The sequence below is a fragment of the Paraburkholderia sp. Ac-20342 genome (assembly GCF_017104985.1).
Classification (GTDB): domain Bacteria; phylum Pseudomonadota; class Gammaproteobacteria; order Burkholderiales; family Burkholderiaceae; genus Paraburkholderia.
Window position 1 is genome coordinate 74,596 of record NZ_JAAGPQ010000005.1, and the last position, 15,915, is coordinate 90,510.

Sequence of the window (15,915 nt, forward strand, 5' to 3'; positions counted from 1 at the left end):
ATCGAACGTGGCGTGAACGGCGCACGTCGCGCCGCTGTCATGCGGAAAGCGCGCGGCGGTGTGGGCTCAGGAAGTCGATGCCTGGCCGAAAGCCATCACTCTGGGCAGTTCCGCCGCGAGGAAATCGACGAGTGATCGTACGGCCGGAAGCAGTCCCTTGCGGTAAGGGATCAGCGCGGAAATATGCGCTTCGGCGGCGATCCATCCGGGCAATAGCTGACGGAGCGTGCCGGCTTGCAGTTCGGCGCGGCAGATATAGCCGGGCAGCGCCGCGATGCCGAGATTGGTGCTCGCGGCCTCTTTGAGCGAAATCAGGTTGTTGCTCTGGTAGCGTGGCGCGATCGGGACCGTGACGAGTTCGCCGCTCGGCCCCTGGAGTTGCCATTGCGACGGACCTTTGCGGGCGATCGAGAGCGTCGTGTGCGCTTCGAGCTGTTCGGGACGTTCGAGTGGCGGGTTCTGTTCGAGGTATTCGGGGCTGGCAAACAGATACCATGGCGCGCTCGTCAGCGGCCGTTGAATCAGATTGGAATCCTGAAGCCTCGTAGCGTGTCCGCGAATCGCAAGATCGTAGCCTTCGCCCACGATGTCGACCAGGCGATCCGTCGCGTTTTCGTGGATGGACACTTTCGGATGCGCGCGCAGGAAGGCCGGCAGCACATCGCGCAGGATGTATTGCGCAATTTCGATCGGGGCGGTAATGCGGATGACCCCGCTAGGCTCGGCGAGCCGCTGGCGCATGGCTTCTTCGGCGACTTCCGCGCTACGCAGCAGCGCAACCGCGTATTGATAGAACTCCGCGCCGACCTCGGTCATGGAAAACTGCCTTGACGTACGGTTGATCAGGCGAACGCCCAGGAAAGCTTCGAGTTCCTTGATGCGGTGGCTCAGCGTGGACTTCTGGACCCCGAGCATGTCGCCGGCGGAGGTGAATCCGCCACGGTCGGCAACCTGTACAAAGAAGTAGACGTCCTTCAGGTCAAGCATTGTTTTCGCCTTGTCGATGGTTTGCGGCCGCGCTTGCGGCTCCACACGGAGCCGGGTGGGGCACAGTGTACTGCGTGCGGCGCGAGAGGGCGGGTCTCGCGGGCAGTGCGCGGCGCGCTATTTCATGATCGTTCGCCATCGTCGAACTTATCGTTCAACCGGCAATGTTTTCTCAATCGAAACGTACCGACTAAGCTTTCGGTGACCAATCAGGATCAGTCACGATCTTCGCGATTGGATGTGAGAAACCATTTCAGGCAGGAGGCAATCATGGTAGCGATCAAAGGATTTCATCACTTGACGGCGGGGGTGGGCGGCGCGCAGGAGGACGTCAGTTTCTATGTGAAGCTTCTCGGGCAGAAGCTTGTCAAGAAGACGGTATTGTTCGACGGGAAAGATCCGATCTATCACCTGTACTACGGCAATCCGGATGGCGAGCCGGGAACCCTGGTGACCTCGTTTCCGTTCAGGCAGAAGGGCGTCAAGGCACGGGCCGGATCGGGACAGGTGCGGGTCATCAACTATTCGGTGCCGCGCGATTCGCTCGGGTTCTGGCGGGCACGATTCAGTGCCATGGGGGTGGCGCACGACGATGCGGTGACCGAGCGCTTCGGCGAAAAACGTCAACGGTTCCAGCATCCGTGCGGCATCGAGTTCGATCTCGTGGAGACGGACGCCGATACAAGGCAGCCTTGCACGACCGACGATATTCCGGAAGACGTTGCCGTGCGCGGCGTGCATAGCGTTACGCTCTCGCTGCGCGAGGTGTCGGAGTCGATCCCGTTCATGAGCGAGGTTCTCGATTTTCGCTATGTCGGAGAGTCCGGGCCTTACCATCGCTTCGAGACGCATACGGGCGGGCCCGGGATGGTCGTCGAATTTCTTCACGAGCCGGATCGTCACCAGGGTTCGACGATCTATGGCGAAGGCACGGTTCATCACGTCGCGTTTGCGGTGGACAGCAAGCACGATCAGGATGCACTCAAGACGAAGCTGATGGGGCTCGGCTATATCGACACATCGGAATCGGTCGACCGGAACTACTTTCGTTCGATGTACTTCAAGATGCCCGGCGGCGTTATTTTCGAAGCGGCGACAACCGATATCGGCTTTGCCATCGACGAAGAACCAGGACATTTCGGCGAGGAGTTCCAGTTGCCGCCTTGGCTCAGGGAGCGCAAAGATGAACTGCTCGGGCGGCTGGAGCCGATTGCCGTGTGATGTTGTGGTCGGCGCGCGCGGGTAACGATGTGGGCGGGTCGGAACGGAAGGCGTGTTCGCGAGGCAGTGTGCAGGCGATTTGTCAGCGCCATGGGCATGAGGTGCGGACGATCTCCTGTTCCCAGCCGACGCTCGTCCGCCACCCGCGAATACCCGACAGAAAAGCGCCGCCGGCGGTTTGTGGCCAATCTCCTCAAACCGCGCATTGGTAGAACGAACCGTACGAGGACATGTAATATGGCAAGCAGCTTTTCGCGAATTGCCGGGAAGTTGTAGCGGCCCACCTATTTCCAACCAATCCGTGGCAACTCAGACGGCAATCGACATACTGGAAGTCGAACTCATGACACTTGAGGAGCCGAGCCCATGGGAAGCATCAATGCAGTGCTGGCGGCTGCCGTCGTTTTCGTCGGCAGCCATTTCCTATTGTCCCATCCGTTGCGCAGCCGCCTGGTCGGCGCAATTGGCGAAGCGGGCTTCCAGGGCGTCTATTCGCTGATTGCACTCCTGACGTTCGGCTGGCTGATTCTCGCTTATCGAAAGGCACCGCTGACGGCGCCACTCTGGCCAGCAGGCAACACGCTCTGGGCGATCGTGACCGTGGTCATGCTGATCGCTTCGATTCTTCTGATGGGCTCCCTGATCCGAAACCCGGCGCTGCCCACGGGTGGCCGGCCCGGCTCGTTCCCGGAAGCGGCACTCGGCGTTTACGCGGTGACGCGTCACCCGATGATGTGGTCGTTCGCGCTGTGGGGGCTGTGCCACATCGCGGTGTTCCCCGTGACCAAAAGCATCATCGTCGCGGCGGCCATCGTCGTTCTCGCGCTTGTCGGCGCCGCACTGCAAGACCGCAAGAAGGAGCGCTTGCAGCCCAATCAGTGGCCCGCCTGGGAGTCCAGAACGAGCTATCTGCCGTTCGCGGCTATCGTCGCCGGCCGCGCGCGGTTCGGTGGATTCGGGTTGCACGCTCTGCTGGGCGGCCTCGTCGTCTGGCTCGTGGCGACCTGGGCGCATATCCCGCTCGCCGGTATGGCGGCGGGCATCTGGCGCTGGCTGTAGCGGAATCAACTCCGCTCGCCCCACAGGTCGTCAACGGCGCGGATCGCCAGCAGGTAACCGTTGGCGCCCGCCCCGCAGATCACGGCCGTGGCCGCCACCGAGATCGTCGAGTGGCGGTATTCCTCGGAGCGGCGGTGGATATTGGTGATATGCACTTCCACCACCGGCCGGCGAATCAGCTTGACCGCGTCGAGCACCGGAATCCGTCCGAATGAAAAGCCGGCCGGATTGATGATGAGCGCGGCATCCTGCAGGAACGCTTCCTGGGTCCAGTCGATCAGCGTGCTTTCGCTGTTGGTCTGACGGAATACGCAGTCGAACCCGAGCGTGTCGGCCAGCGCGGCGCAGTTCCGTTCGATGTCCTTCAGCGTGGTGCTGCCGTAAAGCTGAGGCTCCCTCATGCCGAGCATGTTGAGGTTGGAGCCGTTCAGGATGTAGAGCTTGCGAGTCATGGTTTCAATGTGTAGTGGAGCGTTCGAGGGCCGTGTCGCGGGTTTCGCGCGATACCGCGATCATGAGGAAGGAGAGCAGGTTCAGCGAGCCGCAGACCGCGACGATGGCCCACGGCGAACCGTGAAACGCATTGAGCAGCGCCACGGCAACGATCGGCATCGGCCCGCCGGTGAGCAGGTTGGCTCCCGAGTACGATAGCGCGGAACCGGTGTAGCGCGCCTCGGTGGGAAAGGACTCGGCGAACCATACCGGCTGGATGCCGCTCTGGAATTGCGTGAAGCCGAGGAAGGCGCCCATCACGGCCATCGTCATGCCGATCGATCCGTGGTTGAGGATCGGAAAGTAGATCAGGCAGCAGACCAGTGTGCAGAACGAACCGATCAGCAGCGCGCGTTTGCGTCCGATCCGGTCGCTCAGATAGCCGCCCGCCAGTGCGCCCACGATCGCGCAGACGTTGGCGACCATCAGAAGCATGAAGCCCGTCTGTTTCGGCACGCCGAGGTTCTTCGTCAGATAGCTCAGCGAGAAGACCACGATCAGATAGAACAGCGCTGCCGGACCGCAGAAGAACAAGGTCAAGCGCAGCGCGGTACGCCAGTGGAAGCGGCAGACGAGGCCGAGCGGATTGGCGGCGCGTGCCTGCCCGCCGTTCTTTCTGAGCGCTTCGAAGGCCGGCGTTTCGCTGACCTTCATACGGATATAGATGCCGAGCAGCAGAAGCACGAAGCTCGCGAGGAACGGGACTCTCCATCCCCAGGATTCGAAGTCTTCGGTCGACAGCAGGCTTGCCAGCATGAACAGCGCGAGATTGGCGAGGATCTGGCTAAGCGGCGAGCAGATGCCAAGCAGACCTGAATACAGCCCGCGCCGTGTCGGAGACGCATGCTCGACCGCCATCAGTTGCGCACCCGTCGATTCCCCGCCGAGCGCGAAACCCTGGATGATGCGCAGCGTGACGAGCAGCGTCGGCGCGAGGATGCCGACCTGCTGGTAAGTGGGCAGCAGCCCCATCAGGAACGACGACGCGCCCATCACCGAGACCGTGACCAGCATCAGGTTGCGGCGGCCCCAGCGGTCGCCGAGCATGCCGCAGATCACCGCGCCGAGCGGGCGGGCGGCGAGCCCGGCCCAGAAGCTCGCCAGCGACGCGAGCAGCGAGGCGGTCGGGTCGAGCGACGGGAAAAACAGCCGCGGAAAAAGCGTGGCCGCGACAGCGCCGTACAACGCGAAGTCGAACCATTCCAGCGCGGTGCCGACGGTGGCCCCCGCCACGGCGCGACGCGCCATCAAGTGAGAGTGCGCGGATCGTTCACGCGCGGCGATGTCTGGGTCAGCGAGAACTGACATGGTGTCTCCCCAATGTTCGATATGGTCGGGCGTTCGTATGTGGCGACGAACTGGTGCTATTGTTTGCGCTGCAAAGGCGGGGCGTTCCGCACCGGAATTACATTTCACATCATGAAGAGTGCGCGAGATGTCGCTTAAAAACGGCCTGAGAATTCTCGATTTCCTCGCTTCGCAAGGCGAAGGCGCGGGTCTGCTGGCCATTGCCGATGCACTGGCCTTGCCGCGCAGCACGTGCCACCGCGTGCTCGCGGAGCTCGTCGACGGCGGGTATGTCAGGCAACTGGTCGATCACAGCCGCTATATCCTGACGATGCGCATGACCTCGAATGGCCTCGAATTCCTGAGCCTCACGGGTATCGCGGATATCGCCCAGCCGATCATCGAGCGCGTCGCCGCGCAGACCGGCGAGCTCGCGCGGCTCTCGCTGGTGGACGGGGAGGCGATCATCTGGGTCGGGAAAGCGGACGGACAGCGCACGGGTTTTCGCTACGATCCCGACATGGGCCAGGCCGCGCGGCTTTCGTGCACGTCGACCGGACATGCATGGCTCATGACGATGACCGACGAACAGGCGGTCGCGCTGGTCCTCAAGCAGGGCTTCGGACAGCCGAACGAGTTCGGCCCCCATGCGCCGACGACGCTAAAAGCGCTGCTCGGCTTCCTGCACGCCGCGCGCGTGCGTGGCTATGCGATGATCGACGAGGTGTTTGCGCCGCGCATGTCGGCGGTGGCGACGCCGGTGGTGAGCGGCTCGCGCTGCGTCGGCGTCATCAGCCTGGCCGGGCCGAGAGTGCGGCTGACGGTCGAGAAGATTCACGAGTACTCGGTGCTGCTGCGCGAGGCGGCCAATGAACTGGCGCAACTGAGCAATATGGCCGGATTCCCCACGCGGCCGCCGCTCGGCAAGGGATGAACGGCAACGGGAGCGTATCGTGCGTGGCGCGATCGGGCACACCGTTTCCGCCGATACTTCGCAGTTCGTGAGAATGGATTTTCACAGCTACGAGATGGGTGCTGGGCGACAATTTTTTCCTGTGTTAATCTGCGTTCCCTGAACATTCAATCGACCGGTTTTCACGACCCAAGATGGCTTGCGAAGCGTGTCAGCGAATGCTAGCGAGTGAAATGGCCCAGCCTCACCACGGACTGCGTGCATTGAACAGTCCGAGGAAACTGCGTCCATTACAGCGCCGCCCCGTACTGGTCCAACGGTACAGTTGCCGCCTATGCGGCATCAACTGGATGTGCGAGCATGATCCGGGTAATCCCGAGGTGCCCGACTGGACCTGCCTGTATTCCAACACCAGCATCCTTGACCCGTCGATGGACCTGGAGCCTGATCGGCCGATGCCCGGCTCTCATCAGGACCCCGGGAAGGGCCAGGCTGCCGTCGAGCATGCGGAGCAACTGGTGCACCGATTCAATTAGCGGCGACCGGCACATAGCTCGCTTCGCATCATGACGGTGTGGCGGAAATAGCCTGGACGACTTCCTTGACAAGCGTGTTGGCTTCGTCGATATCGAAGTGCGGAGTCTGGGCGTTGCCCGAACTGCACAATGATCCATTGCTTCGGCGGTATCACGATGATCGATGAGTGGTGCGATCCAGTCTCATTCTGGACGTGCCGCGGCTGTGTCCTCGAAAATCTTTGCGGGCTGTTGCCCGCTCACGAAACGCTCACGAAAGTTTCGGAGCCGATGTCGTTGAGCCGTGGTGTCCGTCGCGATGCTCGCGGCATAGTCGGGACGTACGAAGCTGCAGCCCGCGACCGATAGGGCGATTGTGGCAGCGAGCCGTCGTTATCTTTCGCGGCGCATTCATCATGTATAAGAGCGGCCGGGTGGCGTGCCACCCGGCCGCTCTTACATCGCGACTTCTTCAGGCTGCTTCAGACTGCTTCGTGCTCAGAACCACTGGCCGTTGAGCGCGCCCGGCGCGAGCGAGACGCCACGCAGCACCTCGCCGAAGTTCGCCTTACGCAGCGTGACGAAGCTCTCGTGCGCCGCGCCGCTCACCGTCGTATTGCCCAGCACGTCGCGAATCGCGACGAGATGGTTCGGGTCCGCGCCCTGATCGCCGCTGCCGCTCACGGTCGAGGTAATGGCCCAGAGGGTGACCGTGCCGTCGCCATCGATATGGCCCGTGAGATTACGCAGGCCATCGGTGGCCGGAGCCCAAGGCAGGCCGGTCGCGCTGTTCGAGCCGCTCGGGTAGCCCGGCACCGTGTCGGCCGTGCCGAGACCGAGGCCGTTTTGCAGCGTGTAGGCGAGCTTCCACGACTTCGTGCCGGCGTTATACACCCACTTTTGCAGGCCCGCGGTGGTCTGAGCCGCAGCGTGCGTGTAGAGATCGGTGCCGCCCGCGTAACCGTCGCCTTCGTCGGAGACATAGAGCGTGTTGGCATTGGCGAACCAGATGCCGAACGGGTAGGCCGTCGTGGTCGCCGTTTTGTTAGGAGTCTTGGGGAAACCCGCTAGCACGCACACATTGTCTGGCAGGCCGCTCGCCTGGACCGTCGCCGGATTGTAGGCGAGCGGCTGCGTCGGCAGCTTCGCGCCCGGTGCGGGCACGCCCACGCCCGAGGGGCAGGCGTTGCCCGTCGTATCGACGAAGTAGACCGTATTCACGCCGTTGCCGCCGCTGCCCTTGGTGAAGTACACGACGTTGTTGAACACGGTCAGGCCGCGGAAGTTGTCGTCCTTGCCGACCTTGTCGGCCGGGGCGCCCAGCTGCGTGACGGAAAAGCTGCCGAGCGGCGTGGGCGTGCCCGGCGTTTGCTGTGCCTCGTGCTGATGCGTCGCCTCGATGAACTGCGAGCCCGCGCCAAGGATCACGTTCACGGGCTGTGGGTTTGCACCGTTGCCCGCGTTGCCGACGGTGTAGTAGAAGCCGTCGCCATTGCCGTTGGCATTGTTGTTGTTGAGAATCGCGTTGCGGCCGTTGTTGCCGCTATACGCGTTGGTCTCGGTGAAGGTGAAATGCCCTTGCTGGTCGACGCGCGCAACGGCGCGATAGAACGCCTCGCCAACCGGATTCGTCGGATCGTTTGCGCCCGGCGTGTTCGAGTTCGACACGTCGATGGCGTCGACGGGCGCGACATAGCCCATGAACGTCAGATACTGGCCGTCCGTGGAGAGGTTCAGGCCAAGCTCGGACTTGGAGCTGAAGCTCGTCACGAGCTGGTCGTGGCCGTCGCCGGGATGCAGGCTGTTCGGCACTTCGAGCGAGTTCACGACTTTGCCGTCCGGCGTGGTGGCATCCAGAAAGATGCGTGCCGTGATGCCGAAGCTCCCATCGTAGAGCGCGTTGTTGAAGACATAGGGATAGGTGCCGTCGTTCGTGGCGCCGTTGCCGCTCGGGCAGCCCACCTGGGTGTTCTTGCAGCCGGGCGGCAGGATCGTGCCGGTCTGCACGTTGCTCGACATATTGTCGTAGACGCTGCGGCTGACGACCAGCAGGCCCGGTCCGCCGAAAGACGGATCGGCACTGGCGCCCGCGCTGGCGCAGGCGAGTGCAAGGGCGAGAATGGTAGGACGAAAAGCAGAGCGAGGAGTTGCGATGGCCATCTGAAACACCTCCGTAATGAGTTGAAAACCTCTTGTTGGACGAGCTCGCGCTCAGTCACAACTAACGTAGCGGCATTTCATGAACGATTTGTTGCGAGATAGGGAATGACAAATACAGAACGATTCCTTTCGTTTTTAAATTATTTCGGATGTCTATTTATATGAATAGAAAAGAGCTGCTGGGGCAGGGTGTGTCATGGGTTCAGGTGGCGGAGATCGGGGCCATTGATCGTCATCCATGATCGGATGGTTTATTGGGTGAACTACCTGTTTATAAACTTGCATGATTTTTTGAAAGGCGAGGTGCAGGTTGACCCTCGCATGAACGTGAAGTAACGCCATCTGTTTGCGCAGGATAAGTCCGAGATATCGAAGCAGAATCCGTGTGATGGTCCCAGGACATTGGCAGCACAGTGGCAATGAAACAGCCGCCATCTTCGCGAAGAACGAACTGGCGAAGCCGCTCGTCGTCCGGCACGCGTGTCACTGGAATCTGCAAAAGGTGGTTGAAAGTATTTTGCAATGTATTGCGGGAAACGCGTGATGTCGAAGACCCACTGTTTTTTCGTAATCCATGTTGCATAAATCTTCCATGCGGTAGCACGCCGATCATCCGGCGGGCCCGCCTTGCTTTACGGGTCCAACCCTTTTTGGCGCCTGGCCCCCGTGTCCTTGTTCATGTCTCTGACACGCATGAAAGATAAATTGGCCTTTCTGCGTGGCAGGCACATACAGCATAAGCAGTTTCACGATCAGAGCTAACCGAACAGTTCTCTGTTGAACCCGCAACTTTCAGTCAAACCGATCCAGGTGGTCGGTCCGTTACCGAGCTGAAGCATGAGCCCGTTACGAGGCGAGCTTCCTGCAACGGCTCCGCGCATGATCTTCATATTTCTAATTGCCTCGGCGTCGATCAAGCAGGCGATCGAACCGCGGCAAAGCCCCGCCGATGCATCATGGGCCGGGTGTCGGCGCGCACGGTTTCTATCGGGCGATCGTCGACGTCGGCCAACGTGTCCCGGATAGCGCTGCGTGAACGCATCTGGGCAAGACACAAGTCGTTGATTTGCACTGCATAAAATCTATAAACCCTTGCAATGCCATGAAATTGATGAGAACTTTGCCCTCCAGAATCGCCATAGCCGTATCCGTTGCCTGTGCGGCTTTGTGGCTCGCCAAGGCGGCGAAAGCCGAGGAGAGTCCGCCTCCGGCCGCTCAACAGACTCAGGTGCCCGCCACATTGGGGACCGTCGTCGTTACGGGAACGCGAGCAGAGGATGCTTCCGACAACGTCAACGATCCCGACCAGACCGTCAATGTCAGCAAGACCGGCACCCCGCTCGGCGATCTGCCGATGAGTGTCGAGGTCATTCCGCGTGCGATTCTCGACGAGCAGGGCGTCACGTCGTTGCAGGACGCGATCCGCAAGGGCAACGTGTCCGGCGTGAACTATGGCGGCACCGATTCGAAGGGCTTTACCGACCACTTCATGATTCGCGGTCTGCAGGCGCAGACCTATGACGACGGCTTCTCGGACGGCGATCAGGTCAACGGCCCGACGCATTCCCTGCTGGGCGTCGAGCGCATCGAAGTGCTCAAGGGACCGGGGTCCGCGCTGCTCGGCAGCGGGCCGCCGGGCGGCTCGATCAACCTGATCCACTACACGCCTTCGGCACAGTTCCACTGGGGTGGGGACATTCTGGCCGGCTCGTTCGGCACGGTCAACGCCAGTGGCTACGTTACCGGCCCAACCGGCATTGACGGACTGAACTATCGCCTGGATGCTACCGCCGGCCGCTCCGACGGCTACCGTTCGCTGGCATCGTGGAACAAGGAAATCCGTCCCGATCTGCAATGGAAAATCGGCGACCACAAGATCGAATTCTCGCTCGATGCACAGGACTACATGGCAACGCCCGACTCATACGGGATGATCTACTACAAAGGGGCGCCGATCCGCAATGTGCCGTTCGACGCGAAATACTCGACGCCGTTTGCGAATGCGCACGGCAACTATCTGCGTGCCACGCTCTCGGACGAGTGGCGCATCAGCGACTACCTGACGATCAACAACCGTCTGTCGTATATGCACCATACGCTGGACTTCTACAGCAACGGCGACAGCACGCACGCGAAGGTCAAGGGCAACACGTTCACCGGCCGCCAGTTGCGCGATGAGGACGATTCGCTCAACACGCTCGACTATCAGTTGGAGCCGATCTGGAAGTTCTCGACGGGCAGCATCCACCATACGCTGCTGACGGGCTTCGAATACCTGTACCAGGACCTCAACAGCGCCAAGGCGACGGCGGACCTGCCCGACATCGGCGACATCTTCGCACCGGTGCCGCTGGAAACGTCTATCTCCAGCCTGAAGTTCCTGTGCGCGCCGTCTCACTCGTGCCAGAACGACCATGTGACCGCGAACTTCTACAGCCTTTACGCGACCGATCAGGTGGACGTGACGGACCAGTTGAAGATTCGCGCGGGTGTGCGCAAGGACTGGTTTAATACGTCGCTAGGCCTGAATCCGCTCCCCGGCGAGCCGAACCGCACCGCCAACGACGGCATCACGCTGGTTCAGGGTAATACGTATACGCGCAACGATGCGCCGACCAGCTGGAACGCCGGCATCCTGTACAAGCTCACGCCCTGGATGACGCCGTATTTCGGCGTATCGCGCAGCTACCTCGCGAATTTCAACTCGGAAAACACGGCGTTTTCCATCGGCGCGCCGGAATCGGCGCTGCAATACGAGCTGGGCGTGAAGTGGTCGTTCGACGATGGGCGCTACGTGCTCAACACGGCGTTGTTCGACGTGAAGCGGGACAACGTGGCGACGCCGTACGGCAATGACCAGCTCGCGTTCGATTCGCAGCGCACGCGCGGCGCCGAGGCCTCGTTCGACGCGGATCTCACGGACAACTGGCACGTGTACGCGAATTTCACCGCGGAGCACGCGCGCATCACCTATAGCCCCGATACGCCGGGTGCGGTCGGCACGGCCCCGCAGGGCGTGCCCGCCTATATGGCGAACCTGTGGACGACGTATCGCTTCAGCCTCTTCGGCAGAACCGGCTTTCATGCGGGTGCCGGCGTCAATTACATGAGCCGGATGTCGAACGGTTATGCCAACGGCTACGACTGGGCGCCCGCGTCCCTGATCGAGAATCTGCAGTTCGGTTACTCGGAGCATCACTGGGGCATCGATCTGAACATCGACAACGTCACCAACCAGCGCTACTACATCGCCACCAACGTGGTCGGCGCTTACCTCGGCGCGCCGTTGGCCGCCTACGTCAGCCTGCACGCGGACTTTTGAGCCGTGCGTGAACCGTCCGGCGCCGGCTTGCGGTGCCGGCGTTTGTCCGGGCGATCTCCCCATTCTTCATAGCAGACTTCGGTTGCGCGCCTTGTCGCGCAGCCGGGGCACTCCCATTCCGAGTTACGGTTTCGCGAGCGCCTGCCGAGCGCTCCGGCCGATCGGCCTGCTGCTTCGCATGGCGGAGCATGTCTTTTCCTTTCGTGATATTTGAGAATTTTCGATAAAAACTAAATTATCGAAATACGATAAAAATGTTGACATGAAATCTGGTTGAGCTATGATCGCCCTCATTGATCCGGGAGGAAATGGAATGAAGCTGGCGAGTTTCGAATATCGTGGCACCGCATCGTTCGGCGTGGTGGACGGCGAACATGTGGTGGATCTGGCGCCCATCGCGGGCGAAGTCGGCGGGTCGCTCAAAGCCGCGCTGGCCAACGGTAGCCTGCCGGCTATCGGGAAATGGGCAGCGGGGCAGGCTGCGCGTATCGCACTGAGCGACGTGAAGCTGCTGCCTGTCGTGCCGGACCCGGAGAAGATCCTGTGCGTCGGCATCAACTATCTATCGCACGTCAAGGAGACCGGGCGCGAGATTCCCGTTCATCCGATGATCTTCACCCGCTGGGCCGATTCGCAGGTTGCGCATGGCGGTCCGATCGTGCGTCCGCTCGCATCCGAAAAGCTCGACTTCGAAGGCGAACTCGCGGTCGTGATCGGCAAGACAGCGCGTCACGTGCGCCGTGAGGACGCGGCAAGCTATATCGCGGGCTATTCCTGTTACAACGATGGCAGCGTGCGCGACTGGCAGAAGCACACGATCCAGTTTATTCCCGGCAAGAATTTCCCGTCGACCGGTGGCTTCGGTCCGTGGCTGGTGACGGCCGACGAGGTGGGTGACCCGTCGGCACTCACGTTGACCACGCGCCTCAATGGCGCGGTCGTGCAGGAAGCGAACACCGACGACCTGATTTTCGACGTAGGCCGACTGATCGAATACTGCTCGACGTTTACCGAGCTGCATGCCGGCGATGTGATCATCACCGGGACGACGGGCGGCGTGGGTGCATTCCGTACGCCGCCACTGTGGATGAAGGCGGGCGACGTGGTCGAGGTGGAGATTTCGCGTATCGGCACGCTGCGCAATATCGTGGTCGACGAGACCCGGTACTAACCAGAAGGTAGGAGACAACCGCCGCGAGGCGGGCGATCCGTCGCACAATATTTAGTAGTGCGGTGGATTGTTGATGGAGTCGAGAATTGAAGATCATTGATACTGACGTGCTGGTCGTCGGCGGTGGCCCGACGGGGCTGACGCTTTCGAACGTGCTCGGACGTGCCGGCGCACGGTTCGTGCTCGTGGATCGCAAGCCGTCGACCATTGGCGAGCCGCGTGCCGTGTCGATCGACGACGAATCGCTGCGGACCATGCAGGCGGTCGGTCTGTCGGAAGCCGTGATGAAGGACGTCGTGCCCGGTTACGGCGTGCACTACTTTACCCGCCACGGTGGCCGGTGTTTCGGCAAGGTGATTCCTACCGCAAGCGAGTATGGCTTTCCGCGTCGCAATGCGTTCCGGCAACCGCTTTTCGAGGCGACCGTGCGCGACGGCCTGAACCGGTTCGCATCGGGGCAGGTGCTGTTTGGCCACACGCTGGAGTCGCTCGAGCAGGGCGAACGGGGTGTTACGGCCAGGGTCAGTGCCGCCGGGGAAGAGATCGAGATCCGCGCGAAGTATCTGGTCGCGTGCGATGGCGGCCGCAGCCCGATACGCGAGATGCTCGGCATCAGGATGGTCGGCTCGACATTCAAGTCGCGTTGGCTCGTGATCGATACCGAGGACGACGACGATACGTTCTCGCAGATGCGTGTGTACTGCGACGCGGGGCGGGCGGTGGTCGACGTGCCCGGTCCGCATCGGACCCGGCGCTTCGAAATCCTCGTTCATCCCGACGAATCCGCCGAGGCGATCATGGAACCGGCGACGGTTCGCAAGCTGCTCATGCCGTTCAGGGGAGACCGGGAGACGAACATCATCCGCAAGACGGTCTATACGTTTCACGCGCGCGTGGCCGAGCGTTGGCAGGAAGGGCGCGTGTTTCTCGCCGGCGACGCCGCGCATCTGACGCCGCCGTACGCCGGGCAGGGCATGAATAGCGGCGTGCGCGACGCCTTCAATCTCGGCTGGAAACTCGCGGCCGTACTGGATGGCCGTTTGCCAGAACGGGTGCTCGATTCGTACGAGACGGAGCGTCGCGGCCATGCGTGGGCGCTGATTCGACTCGCGCTCAATCTGGGCATCGTGATGGCGCCGTCGTCGCGGTTGAGCGCGTTCCTGTGGCAAGCGTTTTTCACGTTTGCGGCTTATGTGCCGCCGTTACGGGACTATTTCCTGCAGATGAAATTCAAGCCGAAGCCGCGCTTCAGGGAAGGGCTGCTCGGTCCGGACGACGGACTCGGCAAGCGGAGCTTCCGTGGCCGCATGTTGCCGCAGCCGATGGTTCGGACCCCGGATGGAATGAAAGTCCTGCTCGACGATCTGACGGGGCAAGGATTCTCGCTCGTGCAGTATGGCCCGGTGGGCGGCAGCCGCCTCGCCGATCTGGGCCATCCTCTATGGAATAGCCTGCGCTGCACGCGCGTGCACGTGCTGCCTGCCGGCTCGTCCATGCCCGTTGGACAGAATCGCGGCTCATTGCAGTTCGTCGTCGACGAGAACGATGTGTTCAAGGTGCCGCTCGGCGGCTGCGTGGGGCAAATCCTGCTGCTTCGTCCCGACCGCTATGTGGCCGGGGCATTCCGCGCGGAAGAGCAGTCGCAGTTTGCCACCGCCTATGCGGTCCAGCTCAGTATCAATCAGCCTGGCGAGTGCGCGCCGGAAAGCCGGAAGGTGACCGAGGTTGCCACGTCGCCCCATGTATGAGGGAAATAATCATGTCTACTACGCTTCAGCAGGCAACGCCTGCAAGACTGCATCACCTCCATATCGTATCGGCCGAGCCGCACCGGCTCGCCGATTTCTATCGCAAGCAGCTCGATCTGGTGGACGTCACGTCGCCCGACGGCAGGATCGTCCTGACCGGACCGGGGCGCGCGGTGGAAATCAGCGATTCCCTGAGCGGACGCCAGCCGTGTTCGTGCTTCGTGGTCGATACCGAGGCAGACCTCGCGGCGTTGCGTCAACGTCTGGTTGCGCGCAACGTCACGTGCGAGCCGGCCGATAGCGTGCTGTATCGGCCCGGTGCGTTCATGATTCGCGACCCGCAGGGGCGGTGCGTGTCCTTCGGTCTCACGGCGGGGTCGCCTTCGCGAGATGGCTTGTCCGCGCGTCTTCAGCACACCGTGTTCCAGACGACGGAGCTCGAACGCGTCGTGGCGTTCTACACGGAGACCGTGGGCTATGCGATTTCCGACGAAGTAGTCAGCGACGACGGCAAGACGATGGTCGTCTTCCTGCGGTCGGACGACGAGCATCACTCGCTGGCGTTCTTTCAGGGCAGCCAGAATGTCTGGGATCACCACTGCTACGAGACGAACGAGTGGAACGATATCCGCGACTGGGGCGACCGCTTCGCCAGGGCCGAAGTGCCGATCTTCTTCGGTCCGGGGCGGCATGGTCCCGGCGACAACCTGTTTTTCATGGTGACCGATCCGGACGGCAACCGGCTGGAGTTCTCCGCGGAACTGGTTCGTGTCGGCGTTGGCGACACGCCCGGAGTTTGGCCGCACAACGAACGTACGCTGAATTCGTGGGGACGTGCCTGGGTTCGGACCTGATGCCTGCCCTTGCATGGTTCGTATGGTCCGTGTGAAGCGGCATGATTCCCCGGCAGTCTCCCGGCCACGTTCGATGCAATGCGAACACGAACCCTGGAAACCGGGGCGCGGCGCTCCCCGACAACGGTCTTGTGCCGTCATCGAGCGCCGTGTAAACGCGAGTACCTATCTGGCGGAAATTATCTC

Annotated in this window: 11 protein-coding genes; 7 read left to right on the plus strand and 4 right to left on the minus strand. The window is 61.8% G+C overall.

What is annotated here, in order from left to right; genetic code table 11:
• Nucleotides 1-66: 66 nt before the first annotated feature.
• The gene (locus G3N58_RS03405; RefSeq protein ID WP_167047004.1) at nt 67-987 is read right to left on the minus strand and encodes a LysR substrate-binding domain-containing protein; all 921 of its coding nucleotides are present in this window, start codon (nt 985-987) and stop codon (nt 67-69) included.
• Between the two features lie 270 nt (nt 988-1,257).
• Between G3N58_RS03405 and G3N58_RS03410 the strand changes: the two genes are divergently transcribed.
• Both G3N58_RS03410 and G3N58_RS03415 read left to right on the plus strand, forming a co-directional pair.
• Nucleotides 1,258-2,208 carry a ring-cleaving dioxygenase gene (locus G3N58_RS03410; RefSeq protein WP_167047218.1) on the plus strand — a complete coding sequence of 317 codons (951 nt, stop codon included), beginning with the start codon at nt 1,258-1,260 and terminating at the stop codon, nt 2,206-2,208.
• A gap of 366 nt (nt 2,209-2,574) precedes the next feature.
• Nucleotides 2,575-3,267 carry an NnrU family protein gene (locus G3N58_RS03415; RefSeq protein ID WP_167282979.1) on the plus strand — a complete coding sequence of 231 codons (693 nt, stop codon included), beginning with the start codon at nt 2,575-2,577 and terminating at the stop codon, nt 3,265-3,267.
• 5 nt (nt 3,268-3,272) lie between these two features.
• Here G3N58_RS03415 and G3N58_RS03420 read toward each other — a convergent pair whose 3' ends face one another.
• Nucleotides 3,273-3,719 (minus strand): type II 3-dehydroquinate dehydratase, encoded by a 447-nt coding sequence (locus tag G3N58_RS03420; protein ID WP_167046999.1) that lies wholly within the window; start codon nt 3,717-3,719, stop codon nt 3,273-3,275.
• Nucleotides 3,720-3,723: 4 nt separating this feature from the next.
• Entirely contained in the window at nt 3,724-5,007 is a 1,284-nt protein-coding gene (locus G3N58_RS03425; RefSeq protein ID WP_167047215.1) for an MFS transporter, read from the minus strand.
• A 187-nt stretch (nt 5,008-5,194) separates the two neighbouring features.
• On the opposite strand from G3N58_RS03425, the gene G3N58_RS03430 reads away from it, so the two are divergent.
• Nucleotides 5,195-5,980, plus strand: coding sequence for an IclR family transcriptional regulator (locus G3N58_RS03430; protein WP_205998477.1), 786 nt, complete (start codon nt 5,195-5,197; stop codon nt 5,978-5,980).
• Nucleotides 5,981-6,972: 992 nt separating this feature from the next.
• Here the strand turns inward: G3N58_RS03430 and G3N58_RS03435 are convergent.
• Entirely contained in the window at nt 6,973-8,634 is a 1,662-nt protein-coding gene (locus tag G3N58_RS03435; RefSeq protein WP_167282975.1) for a hypothetical protein, read from the minus strand.
• A 1,228-nt stretch (nt 8,635-9,862) separates the two neighbouring features.
• On the opposite strand from G3N58_RS03435, the gene G3N58_RS03440 reads away from it, so the two are divergent.
• The 4 genes from G3N58_RS03440 to G3N58_RS03455 all read left to right on the plus strand — a co-directional run bounded on the left by G3N58_RS03440 (nt 9,863) and on the right by G3N58_RS03455 (nt 15,729).
• Nucleotides 9,863-11,956 (plus strand): TonB-dependent receptor, encoded by a 2,094-nt coding sequence (locus G3N58_RS03440; protein WP_346778233.1) that lies wholly within the window; start codon nt 9,863-9,865, stop codon nt 11,954-11,956.
• Nucleotides 11,957-12,269: 313 nt separating this feature from the next.
• Nucleotides 12,270-13,127: a fumarylacetoacetate hydrolase family protein gene (locus tag G3N58_RS03445; RefSeq protein ID WP_205998479.1), complete on the plus strand. Its 858-nt coding sequence runs from the start codon at nt 12,270-12,272 to the stop codon at nt 13,125-13,127.
• Nucleotides 13,128-13,213: 86 nt separating this feature from the next.
• On the plus strand, nt 13,214-14,875 hold the full coding sequence (locus G3N58_RS03450) for a bifunctional 3-(3-hydroxy-phenyl)propionate/3-hydroxycinnamic acid hydroxylase (protein WP_205998480.1): 1,662 nt from the start codon (nt 13,214-13,216) through the stop codon (nt 14,873-14,875).
• Between the two features lie 11 nt (nt 14,876-14,886).
• On the plus strand, nt 14,887-15,729 hold the full coding sequence (locus tag G3N58_RS03455; protein ID WP_205998481.1) for a VOC family protein: 843 nt from the start codon (nt 14,887-14,889) through the stop codon (nt 15,727-15,729).
• The last annotated feature ends 186 nt before the right edge of the window (nt 15,730-15,915 follow it).